At 67.6% G+C, this 21,239-nt stretch carries 17 protein-coding genes; 7 read left to right on the top strand and 10 right to left on the bottom strand.

Features of this window, described 5'->3' with window-relative positions:
* Nucleotides 1-79 precede the first annotated feature (79 nt).
* From GQE99_RS08570 to GQE99_RS08545, 6 genes are all read right to left on the bottom strand, one after another.
* Entirely contained in the window at nucleotides 80-2,134 is a 2,055-nt protein-coding gene (locus GQE99_RS08570; protein ID WP_161351178.1) for an OmpA family protein, read from the bottom strand.
* 195 nt (nucleotides 2,135-2,329) lie between these two features.
* Nucleotides 2,330-3,112, bottom strand: a complete 783-nt coding sequence (locus GQE99_RS08565) for an FAD binding domain-containing protein (RefSeq protein WP_161351177.1) — start codon at nucleotides 3,110-3,112, stop codon at nucleotides 2,330-2,332.
* Between the two features lie 12 nt (nucleotides 3,113-3,124).
* Nucleotides 3,125-5,488 carry a xanthine dehydrogenase family protein molybdopterin-binding subunit gene (locus GQE99_RS08560; protein WP_161351176.1) on the bottom strand — a complete coding sequence of 788 codons (2,364 nt, stop codon included), beginning with the start codon at nucleotides 5,486-5,488 and terminating at the stop codon, nucleotides 3,125-3,127.
* Nucleotides 5,489-5,525: 37 nt separating this feature from the next.
* Nucleotides 5,526-6,011 carry a (2Fe-2S)-binding protein gene (locus tag GQE99_RS08555; protein ID WP_161351175.1) on the bottom strand — a complete coding sequence of 162 codons (486 nt, stop codon included), beginning with the start codon at nucleotides 6,009-6,011 and terminating at the stop codon, nucleotides 5,526-5,528.
* A gap of 124 nt (nucleotides 6,012-6,135) precedes the next feature.
* Nucleotides 6,136-7,131 (bottom strand): molybdopterin-binding protein, encoded by a 996-nt coding sequence (locus tag GQE99_RS08550; protein WP_161351174.1) that lies wholly within the window; start codon nucleotides 7,129-7,131, stop codon nucleotides 6,136-6,138.
* Nucleotides 7,131-8,102 (bottom strand): XdhC family protein, encoded by a 972-nt coding sequence (locus GQE99_RS08545; protein ID WP_161351173.1) that lies wholly within the window; start codon nucleotides 8,100-8,102, stop codon nucleotides 7,131-7,133. The genes GQE99_RS08550 and GQE99_RS08545 overlap by 1 nt, the downstream gene beginning before the upstream one ends.
* A gap of 158 nt (nucleotides 8,103-8,260) precedes the next feature.
* Between GQE99_RS08545 and trpC the strand changes: the two genes are divergently transcribed.
* The 4 genes from trpC (at nucleotide 8,261) to lexA (ending at nucleotide 11,494) form a co-directional block, all read left to right on the top strand.
* The gene (gene trpC / locus GQE99_RS08540) at nucleotides 8,261-9,061 is read left to right on the top strand and encodes an indole-3-glycerol phosphate synthase TrpC (RefSeq protein WP_161351172.1); all 801 of its coding nucleotides are present in this window, start codon (nucleotides 8,261-8,263) and stop codon (nucleotides 9,059-9,061) included.
* Nucleotides 9,058-9,540 carry a cyclic pyranopterin monophosphate synthase MoaC gene (moaC, locus tag GQE99_RS08535; protein WP_161351171.1) on the top strand — a complete coding sequence of 161 codons (483 nt, stop codon included), beginning with the start codon at nucleotides 9,058-9,060 and terminating at the stop codon, nucleotides 9,538-9,540. Before trpC ends, moaC begins: the two co-directional genes overlap by 4 nt.
* The gene (locus GQE99_RS08530) at nucleotides 9,537-10,706 is read left to right on the top strand and encodes a molybdopterin molybdotransferase MoeA (protein WP_161351170.1); all 1,170 of its coding nucleotides are present in this window, start codon (nucleotides 9,537-9,539) and stop codon (nucleotides 10,704-10,706) included. The genes moaC and GQE99_RS08530 overlap by 4 nt, the downstream gene beginning before the upstream one ends.
* 95 nt (nucleotides 10,707-10,801) lie before the next feature.
* Nucleotides 10,802-11,494: a transcriptional repressor LexA gene (gene lexA / locus GQE99_RS08525; protein WP_161351169.1), complete on the top strand. Its 693-nt coding sequence runs from the start codon at nucleotides 10,802-10,804 to the stop codon at nucleotides 11,492-11,494.
* Here the strand turns inward: lexA and GQE99_RS08520 are convergent.
* Nucleotides 11,488-13,584, bottom strand: coding sequence for a ComEC/Rec2 family competence protein (locus GQE99_RS08520; protein ID WP_328794079.1), 2,097 nt, complete (start codon nucleotides 13,582-13,584; stop codon nucleotides 11,488-11,490). The two genes, lexA and GQE99_RS08520, sit on opposite strands and share 7 nt — an antisense overlap.
* Before the next feature lie 79 nt (nucleotides 13,585-13,663).
* On the opposite strand from GQE99_RS08520, the gene gltX reads away from it, so the two are divergent.
* From gltX to GQE99_RS08505, 3 genes are all read left to right on the top strand, one after another.
* On the top strand, nucleotides 13,664-15,067 hold the full coding sequence (gene gltX / locus GQE99_RS08515) for a glutamate--tRNA ligase (RefSeq protein WP_161351168.1): 1,404 nt from the start codon (nucleotides 13,664-13,666) through the stop codon (nucleotides 15,065-15,067).
* A gap of 42 nt (nucleotides 15,068-15,109) precedes the next feature.
* Nucleotides 15,110-16,405: a citrate synthase gene (gene gltA / locus GQE99_RS08510; protein ID WP_161351167.1), complete on the top strand. Its 1,296-nt coding sequence runs from the start codon at nucleotides 15,110-15,112 to the stop codon at nucleotides 16,403-16,405.
* Nucleotides 16,406-16,575: 170 nt separating this feature from the next.
* On the top strand, nucleotides 16,576-17,784 hold the full coding sequence (locus GQE99_RS08505) for a hypothetical protein (protein ID WP_161351166.1): 1,209 nt from the start codon (nucleotides 16,576-16,578) through the stop codon (nucleotides 17,782-17,784).
* On the opposite strand, the gene GQE99_RS08500 is transcribed toward GQE99_RS08505, so the two are convergent.
* The 3 genes from GQE99_RS08500 to GQE99_RS08490 all read right to left on the bottom strand — a co-directional run bounded on the left by GQE99_RS08500 (nucleotide 17,767) and on the right by GQE99_RS08490 (nucleotide 21,060).
* Entirely contained in the window at nucleotides 17,767-18,543 is a 777-nt protein-coding gene (locus GQE99_RS08500; protein WP_161351165.1) for an enoyl-CoA hydratase-related protein, read from the bottom strand. The two genes, GQE99_RS08505 and GQE99_RS08500, sit on opposite strands and share 18 nt — an antisense overlap.
* Before the next feature lie 64 nt (nucleotides 18,544-18,607).
* The gene (locus GQE99_RS08495; protein WP_161351164.1) at nucleotides 18,608-19,072 is read right to left on the bottom strand and encodes a cytochrome c-type biogenesis protein; all 465 of its coding nucleotides are present in this window, start codon (nucleotides 19,070-19,072) and stop codon (nucleotides 18,608-18,610) included.
* Nucleotides 19,069-21,060 (bottom strand): heme lyase CcmF/NrfE family subunit, encoded by a 1,992-nt coding sequence (locus GQE99_RS08490; protein WP_161351163.1) that lies wholly within the window; start codon nucleotides 21,058-21,060, stop codon nucleotides 19,069-19,071. Before GQE99_RS08490 ends, GQE99_RS08495 begins: the two co-directional genes overlap by 4 nt.
* Nucleotides 21,061-21,239: the final 179 nt, after the last annotated feature.

Here is a 21,239-nt window from a genome sequence, read left to right as displayed (position 1 = left end):
TTGTCCGTTCTAACAGCTTACGCACAAAAAGGGCGCGAAGATCATCTCTTCGCGCCCAATCTCTTTGTTTTTCAGCCGCTTATTGCAGGAGCGGCGTGATGTTGCGCACGTTGGCGCGGCGGTTGGCACGCTCGGGCCCGGTGGTCATGACCTTGAGCTCGCTCTCGCCGTAGCCTTGCGTGATCAGGTTTTCGGGCGGCACGTCGAAGTACTCGGTCAGCGCCAGCGCCACGCTTTCGGCGCGCCGGTCCGACAGGGCGAGGTTGTAGGCCGCGCTGCCGACGGTGTCGGTGTGACCTTCGACGAGGAAGACCGCGTCGGGCCGCTCCTCGATCACCTCTCGGATCGCCTGGCCAAGGGCCGTGAGCTCTTCCGCCTGGCTCGCCGTGATGACGGCCGAGCCGGTGTTGAAGGTGATGTTGTCGACCTCGATCACCGGGGCCAGATCACGCACGCCGGAATACTGGCGCACCTGGCGCAGCGAATAGGTGCGGCCCGGATCACGGTCCATCGACGCAAGCAGCGCCTGGCGCAGCGCGCGTTCGTCCGACGTGTCGGTTTCGATGTCTTGGATCGGCTCGTAATCCGCCACGTCTTCGCGGCTCACCGGTTCAGCGGTCTGCGTGTCGTCGAAGAGCACGTAGCGGTCGCCGTTCGGCAGCACGCGCGTCCGCTTGAGAACGGTGCCGTCCGCCGCCCGGATGGTCACGATGCGCACGCCGTTTTCACGTTCGACCACGGTGCGGGTCGAACCGTCATCGTAGCTCTTGGTCGAGACGACCGAGCCGGGGCGGCGCAGGATCTCGTCATCGTTCTTGAGCACGCTGTAGCTGCCATCGGGGTTCTGGACCACGATGCGATCACCGGTGTTCGACACGATCTCGTCGCCATTGGCGAGAATGGTGCCCACGGCAATACCGCCAAGGCCGGCCAGGACCAGCTTCTCGAAGTCGGTCAGCTGACGGTTGAAGCCGGTGTTGTTCTCGCCGTCACCCGCTTCGCGCGTCTCCGCCTGGGCTTCAGCTTCGGCTTCGCCGGTGACGGTGACTTCGGTTTCGAACTCTTCGTTCGAGGAGCGCGCCTCGGCTTCGGTGACGCGTTCGACGGTCACGTTCTCGCCTTCCGGCATTTCCTCTTCGACGGTGACCTCGGCATCGGCGGCCGCGGCGGCTTCCGGTGCTTCGTCCTCGGTCGGCTCGTCCGGCATCGCCGGCGCCTGAGCGGTTTCAGCCGAGGTTTCCGCCTCGACCCGCTCGCCCGCGGTCATCTCTTCCTCGGTCTCGCCGTCAAGCGCGTCGGCGAGGTCCTCGGTCGTCTCTTCGACGGCATCGGCCGCGGTCTGGTTGTCTTCCTCTTCGGTCACCTCGGCTTCCGCGGCAGCTTCGGCTTCGGCCTCGGCGGCAGCTTCGGCTTCAGCCTGCGCTTCGGCTTCGGCTTGCGCGTCGGCTTCGGCGTTCGCCTCGGCCTCTTCAGCGGCTTCTTCCGGGAGCGTGTCCGCAAGGTCCTCGGCCGTCTCTTCGGTGGCCTCGGCCGCGTCTTCGGCGGTGTCCTCGACCTGCTCTTCGGCCGTATCGGCGGCTTCCTCGGCGGTCTCTGCGGTCTCATCGACCTGTTCCTCGGCCGCATCGGCAGCGTCTTCGGCAGTCTCTTCCGTCTCGTCGACCTGTTCCTCGGCCGCGTCACCGATCGCGTCGACGGTTTCCTCGACCTGCTCGGCGGCATTCTCGCCGGTTTCGGTCAGGTCTTCGGCAAGGTTCTCGACCAGGCCGTCCTCATCGTCGTCGCTGGCCTCGGCGTTCGCGTCGGCATTGGCATTGGCCTCGGCATTCGCGTTCGCTTCGCCCTGCGCGTTGTCCCGGGCGTTCTCGTTCGCGTTCTCACTGGGCCCCTGGCCATTGCCCTGGCCGTTGCCTTGCGCCTCTTCCTGCTCGCCGTCTTCACCCGGCAGCAGCGTTTCGCGGGCCAGCTCCACGGCGTTCTCGACCCGCGTGCCGTCTTCGGTCACGCAGGGAAACGGGCCGGTGACACCGCATTCCTCGAGGTTCTCCTCCTCGTTCTGGGCAAACACCGGCGGCGTCATAAGCGCGGTGCACAGCGCCAGGACCGAGGTCGATTTCATCGCGTTTTTCAGCATCGAACAGATCTCCAATTTCCGCCCATTCTTTGGGCAACGTTGGTCGCAGAACGCCCCGCCGGCGCTCCCGGTTCCGACCACAAGGAGAAATGCACGCGGGGCGGGTATCCTCCCCGCCAATCGCGCAGCACCGCAATCCAAAGAAAAACCGCGCCCCCGAAGGGACGCGGCCAGGAGGATAGGGTCTGGCGGGGCTCAGCCGGCCTTGGCCACCGCTCGCTTGGTGATCACGCCCACGAGGTGGGCCCGGTATTCCGGGCTTCCGTGCAGGTCGCCGATCATGTCGTCGGCGGGCAGCGTGAGCCCGTCGACCGCGTCGGGCGAGAAGTTGCCGTCCAGCGCCTTTTCCGCCTCGCTCCAGCGGAACACGCCGCCCTCGGAGGCGCCCGTCACCGCCACGCGCACGCCGTCAGCGGTCTTGGCCACGAACACGCCCACCAGCGCGAAGCGCGACGCGGGCTGCTCGAATTTCACGTAGGCCGCCTTCTCGGGGATCGGGAACTTGACCGCGGTCACGATCTCGCCCTCGTCCAGCGCCGTCTCGAACAGGCCGGTGAAGAAGTCGTCGGCCCCGATTTCGCGGTTGTTGGTCACGATCGTCGCGCCCGACCCGAGCGCGGCCGCGGGGTAGCAGGCCGAGGGGTCGTTGTTGGCGATCGAACCGCCGATGGTGCCGCGATTGCGCACGTGCGGGTCGCCGATATGGCCGGCCAGGTCCGACAGCGCCGGGTAGGAGCCGTCCCGCGCGACCGCTGCGTGGGTGGTCGCCGCCCCGATGGAGAGCGTGCCGCCCTCGTTCTTGATGCCCTTGAGCTCCTCGATCCCGGACAGGGAAACGAGGGTCGAGGGCATGGCGAGCCGCTGTTTCAGCGTCGGGATCAGGGTCTGCCCGCCCGAGAGCGGCTGGGCGTCTTCTTCGCCCAGGGCCTTGATCGCATCGGCCAGCGAGGTCGGCCGTGTCAGTTCGAATGCGTACATAGCGCGTCCTCCTTACTGGTTCATCGCGGCCCAGACCCGCGACGGGCTGAGCGGCATGTCGATGTGAGTCACGTCCTTGCCGGCGCGCTGGAGCGCGTCGACCACGGCATTGACCACCGCCGGCGGCGAGCCGATGGCCCCGGCCTCGCCGCAGCCCTTCACCCCGAGCGGGTTGTGGGTGCACGGCGTCTGGCAGGAATGGTCCACGTCGTAATACGGCACGTCATCGGCGCGCGGCATGGCGTAATCCATGTAGGAGCCGGTGAGAAGCTGGCCGTCCTCGTCGTAGGCGCAGCCCTCGAGCAGCGCCTGCCCGATGCCCTGGGCAAGCCCCCCGTGCACCTGCCCCTCGACGATCATCGGGTTCACCACGTTGCCGAAGTCGTCGGCGGCGGCGAAGCGTTCGATCGTGACCTTGCCGGTCTCGGGGTCCACCTCGACCTCGCAGGCATAGGCGCCCGCCGGGTAGGTGAAGTTGGCCGGATCGTAGAAGGCCGTTTCCTCGAGACCCGGCTCGATCTCCTCGAGCGGGTAGTTGTGCGGCACGTAGGCGGCGAGCGTCACGTCGCCCCAGGCGACCGACTTGTCGGTGCCCGCCACACTGAACGCGCCGTCCTTGAGCTCGATGTCCCCTTCCGAGGCTTCGAGCAGGTGCGCCGCGATCTTCTTGGCCTTGTTGATGATCTTCTCGGTCGCCCGCACCATCGCCGAGCCGCCGACCGCGAGGGAGCGCGAGCCGTAGGTGCCCATGCCCATCGGGGTGTTGGCGGTGTCGCCGTGGACGATCTCGACCATCGAGGGGTCGATCCCGATCATTTCCGCGATCACCTGCGGGAAGGCGGTCTCGTGCCCCTGCCCGTGGCTGTGCGAACCGGTCATCACGGTGAGCCCGCCGGTGGCGTTCACCCGCACGGTGGCGCTTTCGTAAAGCCCCGCCCGCGCGCCGAGCTGACCGACGAGGTTCGACGGCGCGATGCCGCAGGCCTCGATGTAGCAGTTCACGCCCAGACCACGCAGCTTGCCGTTCTTCTTGGACTCCGCCAGACGCGCCTCGAAGCCGGACAGGTCGGCGATCTCGGACAGCTTGTCCATCGTGGCGTTGTAGTCGCCGGTGTCGTATTCCACCGCGACCGGCGTGGCATAGGGGAACTCCGTGACGAAGTTCTGCCGGCGCAGGTCGATCGGGTCGACGCCCAGCTCGCGCGCCGCCTTGTCGATCACGCGCTCCAGCTGGTAGGTCGCCTCGGGCCGCCCGGCGCCCCGGTAGGCGTCCACCGGCACCGTGTTGGTGAAGACGGCCTTCACGTTCACGTAGATGAGCGGCGTCTTGTAGTTGCCGGCCATCAGCGTGCCGTGAAGCCACGTCGGCACCGACGGCGCGAAGGTGGAGAGATACGCCCCCATGTTCGCGAAGGTTTCCGTGCGCAGCGCGGTGAAGTTGTTGTCGCCGTCGAGCGCCAGTTCGATGGTCGTGACGTGGTCACGGCCGTGGGCGTCGGACATGAAGGCTTCCGAGCGGCTCGAGGTCCATTTCACCGGGCGCTTGAGCTGCTTGGCCGCGAAGGTGCAGAACGCTTCCTCGGCGTAGTGGAAGATCTTGGTGCCGAAACCGCCGCCCACGTCCGGTGCGACCACGCGCAGCTTGTGCTCCGGGATGCCCAGCACGAAGGCGCCCATCAGGAGCCGGATCACGTGCGGGTTCTGGCTGGTGGTGTAGAGCGTGGAGTTGTCGCCGGCCGGGTCGTAATCCCCGATCGCGACGCGCGGCTCCATCGGGTTGGCCACCAGACGGTTGTTCTTGAGCTCCAGCCGGGTGACATGGGCGGCCTTTTCGAACGCCTCGTCCACGGCGGCCTTGTTCTCCTCCACGAAGCCCCAGTCGTAGCAGAGGTTCGACGTCAGGTCGTCATGGACCTTCGGCGCGCCCTCTTCGACGGCTTTCTTCATGTCGACCACGGCCGGCAGATCCTCGATGTCGACCTCGATGGCCTCGGCCGCATCACGCGCCTGGTCCGGCGTCTCGGCCACGACCGCAGCGATCGGGTCGCCCACGTGGCGCACCTTGCCCTGGGCCAGCACCGGGTGGGCGGGCTCCTGCATCGGCTGACCGTGCTTGTCGGTCACCTGCCAGCCGCAGGGGATGCTGCCGACGCCTTCGAAATCGGCCCCGGTGAAGATCCGCACGACGCCGGGCATCTTCGCGGCCTCCTCGGTGTTCACCGACTTGAGCCGTCCATGCGCCACGTTGGAGCGCAGGAAATGAACATAGGCCTGGCCGGGCCGGTTGAGATCGTCCGTGTAGCGGCCGGTCCCCGTCAGGAACCGAATGTCCTCGCGGCGCTTCATCGGTGCGCCGATACCTCCATCTGCTGGCATGTCTATCCTCCCTGGATATGTGCTGGCTTGGGCCTGCTTATTCGGCGGCGATGCGGCTCACGTCCTGCCCGGACGCCGCCATGATCGCCTTGACGATGTTGTGGTAGCCCGTGCAGCGGCACAGGTTGCCCGACAGGTAACCGCGCACCTCCTCCTCGGTGGGCGTCGGGTTCTCCTTCAGAAGCGCGGCCGCGGTCATCACCATGCCCGGGGTGCAGAAGCCGCACTGAAGCCCGTGATGGTCCTGGAACGCCTGCTGGATCGTCGACAGCGACCCGTCGTCGTTGGCCATGCCCTCGATCGTCGTGACCTCGGCCCCGTCGGCTTCCAGCGCGAACATGTTGCAGCTTTTGACCGACTCGCCGTTCACGTGAAGCGTGCAGGCCCCGCATTGCGCGGTGTCGCAGCCCACGTGCGTGCCTGTCAGCCCCGCCTGTTCGCGGATGAACGACGACAGCAACGTGCGGCCCTCGACCGTGCCGGACACGGACCGCCCATTGATCGTCATGGTTACGTTCGTCATGTGATCCTCCCTTGTTCTGTCTTTCAGTAGAGCACCGGACGGGGCGCCTGGGAAGCACCGCTCCGCGTGTCGTTTGGCCCCGAGTAGGCAAGATTCCGTGAGCACCGGCTATAGTCCTTTGGTGTCACCCCGCCCTTGGCTGCTTGCGCGTCGGGATTTCCTTGAGCAGCCCGCCCACACCCATCCGGCCGATCTCGGTCCGGTCGGGCGGGTGGCCGGCGGCAAGCCGTTCGAGCACCCAGTCCGCGCCGTTGAGCGCGGGCGAGCGCGCACAGCCGGGAAGGCCGATCACCGGGCGCCCGTCGCCCAGCGTGCCGTAGAACAGCAGGTTGCCGGGGTCGACCGGCATGCCGAAGCGCGTGACCTGCCCTCCCGCAAGGCGCACCGCGTCCGGCCCCACGTCGCGCGGGTCGGAGGTGGCCGAGGCGGTGAGGATCAGGACCATCGCACCGATGGCACGCCCGATCGCCTCTGCCACCGCGTCCGCATCATGGGCCACGCGTTCGGTCGCACGAAGCTGCATCCCGAGCGCGTCGAGCCGCCCTTCGATGGCCTTCAGACCCTTGCCGGTCTCTTCGCTCGACCCGGCGTCATGGGTCGTCACGATGAGCGTCGCGTCGGGCGTCACCACCGGCGCCAGTGTCACTGCGCCACGCCCGATCTCGGCCGCCTTTTCCACCGAGGCGCGCGGCGCCCCGTAGGAGATGACCTTGACCGTGCCGACCATGCCCCCCTCGCCCATCCGGTGCCACGCCGGCACCGTGGCGAGCGTCACCATCTCGTCGACCGCGTTGACGGCGTGCAGCCGCTCCACGTCGAGACGGGCAAGACCGACGCCGGTCGCGTGGATGTTGACCCGGCCGGTGAAGGGCTTGGAGAGCCGGAGGCCCTGCCCCCCCTCGACCAGCGCCCGGGCCAGCATCAGTGCCGCCTCGTCCTCGCCCATGTCGTCGGGACCGAGCCGCGCGACGGTCACGCGGGTGATCCCGGCCGCCTCCAGGCGCGCGACCTCGTCGGGCGAAAGGACGCGACCCTTCTTGAGCTTGCCGTCGGGCAGCGCGACGGAATGGGCCAGCACCGCCCCGGCCGCCTGCGTCACGGGGACCGCGCCGAACTCCATCAGCCCTGCCTCAACGCCTGCGTGACCTGCGCCATGACCGAAATCGCGATCTCGGCGGGCGACTTCGACCCGATATCGAGCCCGACGGGCGCATGGATGCGCGCGATCTGCTTTTCGGTATAGCCGCGCTCCTTCAGCCGATCGACGCGCTTGGCGTGCGTGCGGGTGGAGCCGAGGCAGCCAAGGTAGAAGCATTCGGAGGCCAGCGCCGCCTCGATCGCCGGATCGTCGATCTTGGGGTCGTGCGACAGCGTGACGACGGCGGTGCGCGCGTCGAGCCCGACCTCGGGCAACACCTCGTCCGGGTAATCCTCGCGGATGTCCTCGCCGGGGAAACGGTGATCCTGCGCGAAGGCGCCGCGCGGGTCGATGATCAGCGGGTCATAGCCCGCGAGCCGCGCCATCGGGACCAACGCCTGGGCGATGTGGACGGCCCCCACCACGACCATGCGCAGCGGCGGGTTGTGGATCGCGACGAAGGTTTCCTCGTCTTCCTCGAACCCGGAGCGGTCGCCGCGGAAACGGTCGGCGAAGTCCGCGCGCCCGGCCAGCCGGCGCGTCCAGCTCCCAACGTTCACCACGTAGGCCACGGGGGCACGCGCAGCGCGCTTGTCGACTAGCTCGGCCAGCATGTCTTCGGGGATCGCCTTGCCCACCGGCTCCACCAGCACGCGTATGGTGCCGCCGCAGGCCAGCCCGACCGCGAAGGCCTCGTCATCCGAAACGCCGAAGGTCAGAAGCCGGCTTTCGCCGTCCTCGACCGCTTCAAGCGCCTCGACGATCACCGCGCCTTCCACGCAGCCGCCCGACACGGACCCCTGGATTTCACCGTCACCGGAGACTGCCAACTGGCTGCCCACCGGCCGGGGCGCCGAGCCCCAGGTCTGCACGACCGTGGCCAGCACGGCGCCCTTTCCGGCCCGGTGCCAGTCCAGCGCCATTTCGGGGATGTTGTCGAACCGCTCTGACATGATGTTCCTCCGCCAGCGGAGCCTGAACCCGTGCCGCGCCGAGGGCAAGTCCCTCTGTCCTTCACGCCCTCACACCAAAGTATGAGCCATGCGCCGGTCCGTGCACAATTTGCCCATGCTCGCTTGCCCAAGCCAACGCCCGCGCGTAAACCGGGCGCATGACCAACGTGCTCGACAAGATCAAGGCCTACAAGCTCGAAGACGTGGCCGCGCGCAAGGCGCGCCGGCCGCTTTCCGAGGTCGAGGCCGCCGCCCGCGAGGCAAGCCCGACGCGCGGCTTCGCCACCCGTCTGACCCAGGCTGCGGAAACCGGCTACGGCCTCATCGCCGAGATCAAGAAGGCCTCCCCGTCCAAGGGGCTGATCCGCCCGGATTTCGATCCGCCGGCGCTTGCGAAAGCCTATCAGGAGGGCGGCGCGACCTGCCTGTCGGTGCTGACCGACACGCCCTCGTTCCAGGGCGCCGACGAATTCCTCGTGGCGGCCCGCGCGGCGACCACCCTGCCCGCGCTGCGCAAGGATTTCATGTACGACCCCTACCAGGTGGCCGAGGCGCGCGCGCTGGGCGCGGACTGCATCCTGATCATCATGGCGAGCGTGTCCGACGCGCAGGCCGCCGAGCTTGAACAGGCCGCCTTCGGCTGGGGCATGGACGTGCTGGTCGAGGTGCACGACGCCGAGGAGCTGGAGCGCGCCACCGCGTTGAAATCGCCCCTGCTCGGCATCAACAACCGGAACCTCAAGACCTTCGAGACCACGCTCGACACGACGCGCGAGCTGTCCAAACTGGCTCCGAAGGACCGGCTTCTCGTCTGCGAATCCGGTCTCTTCACCGCCGCCGACCTCGCCGAGATGGCCGCCGTCGGCGCGCGCGCTTTCCTCATCGGCGAAAGCCTGATGCGCCAGGACGACGTGGCCGCCGCCACCCGCGCGATCCTCAAGGACCCGGTCCCGGCATGAGCGGAAAGCTGACCCATTTCGACGCCGACGGGCAGGCCCACATGGTCGACGTGTCCGACAAAGACGTCACCGACCGCACCGCCATCGCCACCGGCCAGGTCATCATGACCCCCGAAACGCTGGCCCTCGTGACCGAGGGGACGGCGAAGAAGGGCGACGTGCTGGGCGTGGCGCGGCTTGCGGGCATCATGGGAGCGAAGAAGACCTCCGACCTGATCCCGCTGTGCCATCCGCTCCCCGTCACCAAGGTTTCGCTGGATCTCGAGCCGGACGCGGACCTGCCCGGCGTGCGCATCACCGCGACGGTCAAGACCTCGGGCCAGACCGGGGTCGAGATGGAGGCGCTCACTGCCGTTTCCACCGCCGCGCTCACGGTCTACGACATGCTCAAGGCCGCCGAGAAGGGCATGCAGATCGAGGGGATCAAGCTTCTCGCAAAGACCGGTGGAAAATCGGGCAGTTACGAGGCGAAGCCGTGATTTCGGTGGAAGAGGCGCAGGCCCGGATACTCGACCTGGTCGAACGCATGGACACCGAAACCGTGCCGCTGGCCCAGGCCGCCGGCCGCTTCGCGGCCGCCCCGGCCACCGCCACGCGCGACCAGCCGCCCTTCGCGGCCTCCGCGATGGACGGCTACGCGCTCAAGGGGGTCGAGGCCGAAGCGGACGCGATGTTCAAGGTGATCGGCGAGGCCAAGGCGGGCGAGCGCTTCGCGGGCCGCGTCGGCGCGGGGCAAGCCGTGCGCATCTTCACCGGCGCGCCGGTGCCCGAGGGCGCCGACCGCGTGATCATCCAGGAGGACGTGACGCGCAGCGGCGATCTCATCACCCTGGGCCGCGACCTGTCCTCGGGCGACAACATCCGCGCGGCGGGCAACGATTTCCGCGCGGGCCAGGTGCACGAGATGGGACGCATCTCGTCCAAGGACGTGGCGCTTCTGGCCGCGATGAACGTGCCGCAGGTGCCGGTCTACCGCCAGCCTGACGTCGCCGTGATCGCCACGGGCGACGAGCTCGTGATGCCCGGCGAAACACCGGGCGAAGACCAGATCATCGCGTCCAACACCTTCGGGCTGAAGGCGATGTTCGATGCCGCCGGCGCGCGCGCGCGGCTACTGCCCATCGCACGCGACAATCCCGACAGCCTGCGCTTCGTCCTGGGGCTCGCGGCCGATGCCGACTTGATCGTGACCGTGGGCGGCGCGTCCGTCGGGGACCACGACATCGTCGGTGCCGTGGCGGGCGAGCTGGGGCTCGATCAGAGCTTCTACAAGGTCGCGATGCGCCCCGGCAAACCGCTGATGGCCGGCCGGCTGGGCCGCGCGCCGCTGATCGGCCTGCCGGGCAACCCGGTGTCGGCGATGATCTGCGGAAAGATCTTCATCTTGCCCGCACTCGCCCGGATGCTGGGCGACGACAGCGACCCGGCCGCACCCGAACAGGTGTCGCTGACCGTCGACCTGCCCCGGAACGGGCCGCGCCAGCATTACATGCGCGCCGTGCGCAGCGCGGACGGCGTCGCGCCGATGGACCGCCAGGACAGCTCGCTCCTGTCGATTCTCGCCAAGGCCGACGCGCTCATCGTGCGCCCGCCCGACGACCCCGCGCGGCGCGTGGGCGACCCCGTGGACGTTCTGCCCCTCTGACGCACGCGTTGACACGAAACGGGAACACGGGTAGAACTTTACCCGAACAGACCCGGTCGTGGTCGGGAACATAACGGGCAGCCGGAGGGCGAGCGATGCTGACGAAGAAGCAACTGGACCTGCTGGAATTCATCCACAAGCGCATTCAGCGCGACGGGGTGCCGCCCAGTTTCGACGAGATGAAGGAAGCGCTGAACCTGCGCTCCAAGTCCGGCATCCACCGCCTCATCACGGCACTCGAAGAACGCGGATACATCCGCCGCCTGGCCCACCGGGCCCGCGCGATCGAGATCACGCGCCTGCCCGACTCGCTCGACAGTTCCGGCAAGGCTGGCTTCGAACCGCGCGTCATCGACGGCGATCGGCCGGACGAGCGCCCGGGCACCGCGATGCCGCTCGAAGGCGCCGCGATGGACCTGCCGCTCCTGGGCCGCATCGCCGCCGGCACCCCGATCGAGGCGATCGAGGACGGGCAGACCCAAGTGTCCGTACCCGGCGCGATGGTCGGCAAGGGGCGTCACTATGCGCTGGAGGTGAAGGGCGACTCGATGATCAACGCCGGGATCAATTCCGGCGACGTGGTGATCATCCGCGAAACCTCGCAGGCCGACAACGGCGACATCGTGGTGGCACAGGTCGATGGTTACGAGGCAACGCTCAAGCGCTTCCGCCGCGCGGGCGAGATGATCTCGCTCGAAGCCGCCAACCCGGCGTTCGAGACCCGCATCCTGCCGCAGGGCCAGGTGAAGGTGCAGGGCAAGCTCGTCGGGCTGATCCGCACCTACTGAAACCCGCCAAGGGCCTCGAGAACCGGAACCGGCGCGACGTGGTCGCGCCGTATTCCCGTCCAGGGCCGGTGTCCTGACCGCTGTGCGGTGGTGACGACGCGCAGCCCCTCCCCCTCGACATGAAGCGCAAGCGGGCCGGTCTGCGCCAGAAGCCCGCGGTCGATCACATGGCAGTGCTCCGGGTAACTTTCCAGCACCGGGGCGGAATAGAGGATCACGTCGGCCCGCCCGCAGGCCGCGGCCACCCGATCCGACGCGCCGCGCCCTGCCACCTGCACCAGCGTCACGCCTCCCAACTCGAACACCGGGTCGCGCCCGCTCGCCAGCCGCGCGGCCGCGGCCGGCTGGTCCGCCGCGTCACCATAGTTCTCCAACCAGCTCCGAGCCGCGAAGGATTCGCCCCGCGCCTTGGTGAGGGCGCGACCCTCGGGCCCCATCACGCCGATCAGCCCCCCGGACGGCGAGATCAGCATGTCGGGGCGCTCCGCCTGCGACCAAAGCGCCAGGGCGCCCAGCAGCGCGACGCCGCCACCGATCCGCCCGGCGCCGCGCAGGAGCACCATCGCCAGGCCACCCAGCGCCACCATCGGCAGCACCCCCGGCTGCGGTGCGATCACGTGGCCCACCGCCCCGTCGAGCGCCGCCACGGAGCGCGCGACCCACAGGATCCACTCGATCGGCCAGCGCATCAGGTCCAGCGCCACGCCGCTGAGGCCCAGGGGAGCGAGCAGTGCGGCCAGTACCGCCAGCGGCATCACGAGCAGCCCCATCACGGGCACCGACACCACGTTCGCGATCAGCCCGTAATGCGCCACCCGGTTGAAGATCGCGGCCGAGAACGGTGCGGTCGCGAGCCCGGCGACAAGCGACGACAGGACCACCGCGAAGACCGGGCGCGCCCATTTCGGCAGTCGCCGCCCCTGCACATCGCGCAGCGCGCCGAAGACGGCGACGAGCGCGGTGGTCGCGGCGAAGGACATCTGGAAGCCCGCCTCGACCAGCGTCTCGGGCTTGAGCAGAAGCAGGATGAGCGCGGCCACCGCGACCGCGCGCAACGTCAGCGCCCGCCGCCCCACGAGGATCGCGACCAGCATCACGCCGACCATCGCGAAGGCGCGCGACGTCGACACGGTGCCGCCCGACAGGGCGAGGTAGGAGGCCCCCGCGACAAGCGCGACCAGTGCCGCGATCTTGCGCACGTCCGTCGCCGCGCCCACCGCCGGGATCATGGCGAGCCCGAGCCGGACGCTGCCGAAGACGAAGCCGACGAGAAGCCCCATGTGCAGCCCGGAAATGGCCAGCAGATGCGCGAGGTTGGAGGCCCTGAGCGCCTCCAGCGTGTCGCGCCCCATCGCCGCACGGTCGCCCGTGGTGATCGCGGCGGCGAAGGCGCCCGCCTCGCCCGGGATCTCGTCCTGCACCGCCGCCGAGATCGCCTTGCGCAAACGGTTGAGCGGCAGCGCCCCCTCGGGTCGGGCCAACGGCAGCGCGGGCGTGCGGGCATACCCCACCGCGCCGATGCCGCGAAACCACGCCATGCGCCGGAAGTCGAACCCGCCCGGCTCCACCGGTCCGGAGGGCCCGGACAGGTAGGCGGTCACGGCGATGCGCATCCCCGGCACGGGGTCGAGCACCGGATCGTCCGCGTGAAGCGACACACGCACCCGGTCCGGCACCTTCCACGGCGCCACATCGTCGAGGCGCACCTCGTCCAGCGTGAGCCGCACCGCGTCCGACTGGCTCCGGTCGATGATGACGACCCGCCCCTCGACCGCCCCGAAATAGTGGAATGGCAGAACCGGTGCGGCGACCCGGGCGCTGCGCGCACCCGCGACGCAAAGCCCTGCGGCCACGGCACCCGCGGCGAGGACCGGCAGTCCGAGACCCGGCCACCGCGTGCGGCCCAAGCAGAGGCCCGAACCCAGCGACAGGAATGCGACGCCCGCGATCACCGCCCAGCCGATTGGCCCGGGCTCCTGCATCAAAGCGAAGTAAAGGCCGATCCCGGCCCCGAGGCCCACCGGCGCGAACAGGATCAGCCGCCCGCGCAGACGCTCCAGCCGGTCCGAGATGGCGTTGGCCAAGGCCACTCTTGTCCTCCAACCCCGACCCGTCTATCCCTCCCGGCGAAGCTAGGCTTCCAATGGTTTCCGAAAGGTTAACGCGCGCATGTCCCACCCTCCCGTCGTCACCCGTTTCGCCCCTTCGCCCACCGGATATCTGCATATCGGCGGTGCCCGTACGGCCCTGTTCAACTGGCTCTACGCCCGCGGCCGGGGCGGCAAATTCCTGCTGAGGATCGAAGACACCGACCGCGCGCGCTCGACGCCCGAGGCCACGGCTGCGATTTTCGACGCGATGGAATGGCTGGGTCTCGATTATGACGGCGAGCCGGTGAGCCAGGCGGCCCGGGCCGAGCGACACGTCGAAGTGGCCGAGGAAATGCTGGCGGCCGGGACCGCCTACAAGTGCTTTTCGACCCAGGAGGAGATCGAGGCGTTCCGCGAGGCCGCGCGCGCCGAGGGCCGCTCCACCCTGTTCCAGTCGCCCTGGCGCGACGCCGATCCCGCGACCCATCCGGACGCGCCCTACGTGGTGCGCGTGAAGGCGCCGCGCGACGGCGACACGGTGATCGAGGACAAGGTGCAGGGCAAGGTCACGATCCGCAACGACCAGCTCGACGACATGATCTGCCTGCGTTCGGACGGCACGCCCACCTACATGCTGGCCGTCGTGGTGGACGATTTCGACATGGGCGTGACCCACGTGATCCGGGGCGACGACCATCTCAACAACGCGGCCCGCCAGATGCTTGTCTACCGCGCGATGGGCTGGGACCTGCCGGTCTTTGCCCACATCCCCCTGATTCACGGGCCGGACGGCAAGAAGCTGTCCAAACGCCACGGCGCGGCCGGGGTCGAGGAATACCGCGCGCTGGGGTACCCGGCGCCCGCGATGCGCAACTACCTGGCCCGGCTGGGCTGGAGCCACGGGGACGACGAGGTCTTCACCGACGAGCAGGCGATCGCGTGGTTCGACCTCGACGGGATCGGCAAGGGCGCGGCCCGTCTGGACTTCAAGAAGCTGGACCACGTGTCGGCCCAGCACATCGCCATGATGGAGGACGAGACGCTCCTTTCGCAGGTGCAGGAATTTCTTGACGCGACGTCGCAGCCAATGTTGACGGATGCACAGATGGACGGCCTGCGCGCCGCGCTGCCCTTCGTGCGCACCGGCGCCAAGACCCTGCCCCATCTCATTGAAAAGGCGCGCTTTATTCTGGCCTCCCGCCCGCTTGACGTGGAAGAAAAAGCCGCCAAGGCGCTCGATGATGTATCCCGTGGTATACTGTCTGAATTGACGCCGCAGTTGCAAACTGCTAGCTGGAAGCGCGAAGATTTGGAGACTATTCTCAACACAGCGGCGGACGCCCACGGCATGAAATTCGGCAAGCTCGCCGCACCTTTGCGTGCCGCGCTCGCCGGGCGGGCTGCGAGCCCCAGTGTGTTTGACATGATGCTGGTCCTCGGGCGGGACGAAACCATCGCCCGCCTCGAAGAGGCCAGCCAGTAACCAGCCCAGCCAGTGGCGGGCCCCAACAGAGGGATATGATGAATGGCGAACCAGACAGGTACGGCGAAGCTGAGTTTCGGTGACAAGGAACTCGAACTGCCGATCTACTCCCCGACCGCCGGCCCGGACGTGATCGACATCACCAAGCTCTACGCGCAGGGCGGCGTGTTCACCTACGACCCCGGGTTCACCTCGACCGCGTCCTGCGATTCGACGATCACCTTCATCGACGGCAACAAGGGCGAGCTTCTGCACCGCGGCTACCCCATCGACCAGCTGGCCGCGAAGTCGCATTTCCTCGAGGTCTGCTTCCTGCTGCTCTACGGCCACCTGCCGACCGCGGACGAGATCGACGATTTCGAATTCCGCGTGACGCGCCACACCATGGTGCACGAGCAGATGACCAAGTTCTACTCGGGCTTCCGCCGTGACGCACACCCGATGGCGATCATGGTGGGCGTGGTCGGCGCGATGTCGGCCTTCTACCACGACTCGACGGACATCTCGGACCCGTGGCAGCGCGAAGTCGCCTCGATCCGCATGATCGCGAAGATGCCGACCATTGCCGCGATGGCCTACAAGTACACGATCGGCCAGCCTTTCGTGTATCCGCGCAACGACCTGGATTACGCCTCGAACTTCCTGCACATGTGCTTCTCGGTCCCGGCCGAGAACTACGAGGTGAACCCGATCCTGAGCCGCGCGATGGACCGGATCTTCACGCTGCACGCGGACCACGAGCAGAACGCCTCGACCTCGACCGTGCGTCTTGCGGGCTCGTCGGGTGCGAACCCCTTCGCCTGTATCGCGGCCGGCATCGCCTGCCTGTGGGGCCCGGCGCATGGCGGGGCGAACCAGGCCTGCCTCGAGATGCTCAAGGAAATCGGCACCGTCGACCGCATTCCGGAATTCATCGCGCGCGCCAAGGACAAGGACGACCCGTTCCGCCTGATGGGCTTCGGTCACCGCGTCTACAAGAACTTCGACCCGCGCGCGAAGGTGATGAAGCAGTCGGCCGACGAGGTGCTCGATCTCATGGGGATCGAGGACAACCCGACGCTCCAGGTCGCCAAGGAGCTGGAAAAGCAGGCGCTCGAGGACCCCTACTTCACCGACAAGAAGCTGTTCCCGAACGTCGACTTCTACTCGGGCATCATCCTCGAGGCGATGGGCTTCCCCACCTCGATGTTCACCCCGATCTTCGCGCTCTCGCGCACCGTCGGCTGGATCTCGCAGTGGAAAGAGATGATCGGCGACCCGGGCCAGAAGATCGGCCGCCCGCGCCAGCTCTACATGGGCGAGACGCTGCGTGACTACGTGGACGTCGAGGACCGCTGAGCATGTGAGCCAGTGGAAAAGAATTGACGACCGCCGGCGACGCTTGGCGGTCGTTTCTTTTCAGGTCCATTTCGAAGTCCCGGAAAATTCCGCCTTGCTTCGGCGTATGGGCCGTCAAATACTCTTCCAGTCATGTTCCGAGCCAGAATTCCCTCCAGGAAGGTGCGATCTTGAAATTTCTCCGTCTTTCCGGAAATCGACGCAAGCGCAAGGAACTCGTCCTTCATATCGGTGCGCACAAGACCGGGACGACGACCATACAGATGGCGCTGTTTCAGAACCAGGACGCTCTGAACGCTCAGGGCGTGACCTACGTGCGGACCGGTCACCTTCCAAATCTCCACACGGTGCTGGGCTTCGCCCGCGACGATTTCGAATTCGTTCCCGATGGATTTGCCCTGCTCGACCCGGACACGTTCCGTGAGGCGCTGTCGGCGGCCACGACCGATCGAGTCATCGCATCGTCAGAAAACTTTTCGTTCTTCACGGATCCCGCGCGGATCGACGAACTCGCGGAGGTCGTTGAGCCTCTTTTTTCCAAGATTAAGATCGTGACCTATCTGCGACGCCAGGACTCCCACGCGGTGTCGCACCACCAGGAAGGGGCAAAGCCCAACCGTTTGGCGGAAGAGCGGCTTTTCGGCTACGACACCACGGCCATGCCGCACAGTGCGCGCAACCTTGACCTCTACCTCGACTATGAAACCCGCATCGGTCGCTGGATGGATCGCTTCGGCGACGAGAACGTCGAGGTCCGCATCTTCGACCGCGCCAAACTTGCGGGCGGGGACGTATGGCCGGATTTCCTTGAAACGGTCGGGTTGGACAGCACCGGTATGCGGGCAATCGAGGAACAGAACACGTCGTTCGGACTGAGCAAATCCAAGGTCGGGCACCTGATGAACCAGAGAGGCCTTCGAACCTCTCTGAAACACGACGTTCTCGAAGCCGTGCCTGACGACAGTCGCCAGTTGCCTTCACGCCAGGAAGCGGAAGCTTTCTACGAGAAATATCGCGACGGGAACATCGCGCTCAAAAGGCGCATGGGCGCGACCGACGGCAGCGACCTGTTCCAGGTTGATTTTTCCTCGTATTCAGACGAGCCGCGGGAACTTTGGAGCGAAGACCAGGCCAACGCCGCGATTGGCGGCCTTCTGGACGCGCTCAACACCCAGGACAGGCGGTCTCCGGGGGCGGACAGGATGCGCGACCTGGCCCTCAATGCCGAGGCGGCCGGGGAAGTGGAATTGGCATTAAAACTGATGAAGGTCGCTGCCTGGCTGCGACCGGAAGGCCCACTGATCAACCAGAAACTCGAAGAATACCGGGCGGCGCTTGCCACCCAAGCTGAAGAGGCCCCCTCACCGCCCCTCGAATGAGGCCCGGCGTTTCTCGCGGAAGGCCAGCACGCCTTCCTTGAAGTCGCGGGTATTGCCGCAGGTGCCCTGGAGGCGCGCTTCGAGGTTGAGTTGTTCGTCGAGATCGTTGTCGAGAGAGGCGCGCAGGGCTTGCTTCATGGCGCCATAGGCCTGCGTGGGGCCGTGGGCCAGGGCCTCGGCCCGGGCGCGCCAACCGGCCTCGAAGACCTCGTCGTCGTAGACTTCCCAGATCATGCCCCAGTCGAGCGCCTGGTCGGCTTCGATCTTCTCCGCAAAGAGCGCCGCGCCCATCGCGCGCTGGAGCCCGACGGTGCGCGGGAGCGTGTAGGTCCCGCCGGCATCCGGCATGAGCCCGATGCGCCCGAACGCCTGCAGGAAATAGGCCGACCGCGTAGCGATCACGATGTCGGCCATGAGCGCGATGTTGGCGCCCGCCCCGGCCGCGGGGCCGTTCACGGCCGCGATGACCGGCACAGGCGCCTCGGTGATCCAGCGGATGATCGGGGCGTATTCGTCACGCAGCACCCGCTCGAGGTCGACCGCAGCCGCCGTCATCCCCTCGCCCAGGTCCTGGCCGCTGCAGAAGGCCTGTCCGGCGCCCGTGAGCACGATCACCCGCGCCTCGCCCGCCGCCCGTTTGAGCGCGTCGGTCAACTCGGCCCGCATCTGGGGCGTGAGCGCGTTCATCTTCTCGGGGCGGTTCAGGGTGATGGTCGCGATCCCGGCGTCGAGATCGTAGAGAATCGTGTCGTAGCGCATGGGGCCTCCCGCTGTTTGCGCCGACCCTAAGGGGCGCGGCGGGGAAGGAAAGCGAAACGCTCCGTCAGCCGCGGTCCCCCAGAAGCTCGTCGAGCCGGGCCTGCTCCTCCGGGCTGAGCTTCTCACCCTCGGATTGCGCCTGCGACCGGCGGCGCAGGTAGACCAGCGCACCGATGGCCGCGATCAGGAACAGCGCCGGGCCCGCGCCCCACAGGATCAGGTTCGCGCCCCCGGTACGGGGCTTCATCAGGACGTATTCGCCGTAGCGATCCACGATGAATTGCACGACCTCCTCGTCCGTGTCGCCCGCCACCAGACGCTCGCGCACCAGAAGCCGCAGGTCGCGCGCGATCGAAGCGTTGGATTCGTCGATCGTCTCGCCCTGGCACACGACGCAGCGCAGGCCCGTCGAGATCTCGCGCGCCCGGGCCTCGAGCGCCGGGTTGTCGAGCACCTCGTCCGGGGTCACCGCGACCGAGGGTCCGATGGGGGCGAGCAGCAGGAGAAGCGCGAGGAGAAGCCGTTTCATTCCGCCGGCACCCCCTGTTGCCCCTGCCCACCGGCGCGCTGGCGCGCGGCACCGGCGGCGACGCGGTAGCGGCGGTCCGACAGGCTCAGAAGCCCGCCAAGCGCCATGATGATCGCGCCGGCCCAGATCCAGTTGGCAAAGGGCTTGATGAAGGTGCGCACGGCATAGCCGCCGTTGTCCTGCGGGTCGCCGATCACGACGTAGATGTCGCGCCAGAACCCGCTGTGGATCGCGGCCTCGGTCGTCGGCATCGCCTGCACCGGGTAGACGCGCTTTTCGGGCTGGAGCAAGGCGATCCGCTCACCGTTTTCGTCGCTGACGACGACATCGGCCATGGTGGTCAGATAGTTCGGTCCTTCTTCCTGGCGGACTTCGTTCATCACGACCTGGATGTCGGCGACCTGGTACGCCTCGCCGGTCTGGGCCACGCGGATATCCTCGATCTGCCAGGCCATCAGCCCGGAAATCCCCATGAAGATGATGCCGAGCCCGGCATGCGCCGTCACGCGACCCAGGTCGGCGCGCGGCAGGCGCGCCAGGCGGCCCAGACGGCCCGAGATCGCACCGCGCCCCAGCCGGCTCCACAGGTCGGTGAGCGCACCGCCCACGAGCCAGGCGCCCAGCAGGAACCCGATGGGTCCGAGGATCGTGCGCTCGGTCTGGATGGTCCAGGCCAGCAGCGCCACGACGAGTGCCAGGATCATCGCGGGCACCAGCGGGCGCACGAGCCGCCCGACCTTGCCGCGCTTCCACGGGATCATCGCGCCGAACGGCAGGGCGATGGCGAGCACGACCATGAAGGGCGTGAAGGCCGCCTCGAAGAAGGGCGCCCCGACCGAGAGCTTCCGGTCGAAGACCATCTCGGCCACGAGCGGCCAGATGGTGCCGATGAAGACCACGATGGCCGACACCGCGAGCAGGATGTTGTTGAACACCAACGCCGATTCACGGCTGAACATGGAAAAGACGCCCTTGGCTTCCATCGCGTGGGCGCGCGCCGCGTAGAGCATGAGCGCGCCGCCGGTGAAGATCCCCAGGATGAGCAGGATGAACACTCCGCGCTCCGGGTCGTTGGCGAAGGCATGGACCGAGGTGATCACGCCCGAGCGCACCAGGAACGTGCCGATCAGCGAGAAGCCGAAGGCAAGGATGGCGAGCAGGATGGTCCAGCTCTTCAGCGCCTCGCGCTTCTCGACCACGATGGCCGAGTGCAGGAGCGCGGCGGCGAAGAGCCAGGGCATGAAGGACGCGTTCTCGACCGGGTCCCAGAACCAGAAGCCGCCCCAGCCCAGCTCGTAGTAGGCCCACCAGGACCCCAGCGCGATGCCGATGGTGAGGAAGATCCAGGCCGCCAGCGTCCACGGCCGCACCCAGCGTGCCCAGGCCGCGTCGACCCGCCCCTCGATCAGGGCGGCGACCGCGAAGGAGAAGGACATCGAGAGCCCGACGTAGCCTAGGTAGAGAAACGGTGGGTGGAAGGCGAGCCCCGGGTCCTGCAGGAGCGGGTTCAGGTCCTGCCCGTCGAACGGCGGCTGCGCGAGGCGCAGGAACGGGTTCGAGGTGAGCAGGATGAAAAGCAGGAAGGCCACGCCGATCGAGGCCTGCACCGATAGCACCCGCGCCTTCAATCGTGGCGGGAGTCCTTCGCCGAACCACGCGACCATGGCGCCGAAGAGCGACACGATCAGGATCCACAGGAGCATGGACCCTTCGTGATTCCCCCAGGTGCCGGAAATCTTGTAGAGCATCGGTTTCGCGCTGTGCGAGTTCATCGTCACGAGCCGGAGCGAGAAGTCCGATGTCACGAAGGCGTGCATGAGCGCCGCGAAGGCCGCCCCGACCAGCAGGAATTGAAGGGTGGCCGCGGGCACCGCCGTTGCCATCCATCCCGACCAGCGCTTTTGCGCCCCGATGAAGGGTACGATGGTCTGCACCACCGCGACCCCGAGCGCCAGTACCAGCGCCACATGTCCAAGCTCAGCAATCATGCCTCATCTTCTAGACCCTTTGACCGCGTCCGCCAATGGCGTGCGCCCCGATGTCGCGCAATTGTAAACGTCGGCAGAATGGTGCCGGTGCGCGCGATGCATTGCCGATCGTCATAGCGCACACGGAACAGTGCTTTGCATTGTGCATTGAGGGGATGTTGCATGAGCGCGCACGGTCC

The sequence above is a fragment of the Maritimibacter harenae genome (assembly GCF_009882975.1).
Classification (GTDB): domain Bacteria; phylum Pseudomonadota; class Alphaproteobacteria; order Rhodobacterales; family Rhodobacteraceae; genus Maritimibacter; species Maritimibacter harenae.
The sequence above is the reverse complement of the archived record's forward strand: the minus strand, read 5'-3'. Positions and strand labels throughout refer to the sequence as shown.

Coding starts and splice junctions, on each gene's coding strand:
- GQE99_RS08570 (WP_161351178.1), bottom strand. CDS start 2,134: ATGCTGAAAAACGCGATGAAATCGACCTCGGTCCTGGCGCTGTGCACC.
- GQE99_RS08565 (WP_161351177.1), bottom strand. CDS start 3,112: ATGTACGCATTCGAACTGACACGGCCGACCTCGCTGGCCGATGCGATC.
- GQE99_RS08560 (WP_161351176.1), bottom strand. CDS start 5,488: ATGCCAGCAGATGGAGGTATCGGCGCACCGATGAAGCGCCGCGAGGAC.
- GQE99_RS08555 (WP_161351175.1), bottom strand. CDS start 6,011: ATGACGAACGTAACCATGACGATCAATGGGCGGTCCGTGTCCGGCACG.
- GQE99_RS08550 (WP_161351174.1), bottom strand. CDS start 7,131: ATGGAGTTCGGCGCGGTCCCCGTGACGCAGGCGGCCGGGGCGGTGCTG.
- GQE99_RS08545 (WP_161351173.1), bottom strand. CDS start 8,102: ATGTCAGAGCGGTTCGACAACATCCCCGAAATGGCGCTGGACTGGCAC.
- trpC (WP_161351172.1), top strand. CDS start 8,261: ATGACCAACGTGCTCGACAAGATCAAGGCCTACAAGCTCGAAGACGTG.
- moaC (WP_161351171.1), top strand. CDS start 9,058: ATGAGCGGAAAGCTGACCCATTTCGACGCCGACGGGCAGGCCCACATG.
- lexA (WP_161351169.1), top strand. CDS start 10,802: ATGCTGACGAAGAAGCAACTGGACCTGCTGGAATTCATCCACAAGCGC.
- gltX (WP_161351168.1), top strand. CDS start 13,664: ATGTCCCACCCTCCCGTCGTCACCCGTTTCGCCCCTTCGCCCACCGGA.
- gltA (WP_161351167.1), top strand. CDS start 15,110: ATGGCGAACCAGACAGGTACGGCGAAGCTGAGTTTCGGTGACAAGGAA.
- GQE99_RS08500 (WP_161351165.1), bottom strand. CDS start 18,543: ATGCGCTACGACACGATTCTCTACGATCTCGACGCCGGGATCGCGACC.
- GQE99_RS08495 (WP_161351164.1), bottom strand. CDS start 19,072: ATGAAACGGCTTCTCCTCGCGCTTCTCCTGCTGCTCGCCCCCATCGGA.
- GQE99_RS08490 (WP_161351163.1), bottom strand. CDS start 21,060: ATGATTGCTGAGCTTGGACATGTGGCGCTGGTACTGGCGCTCGGGGTC.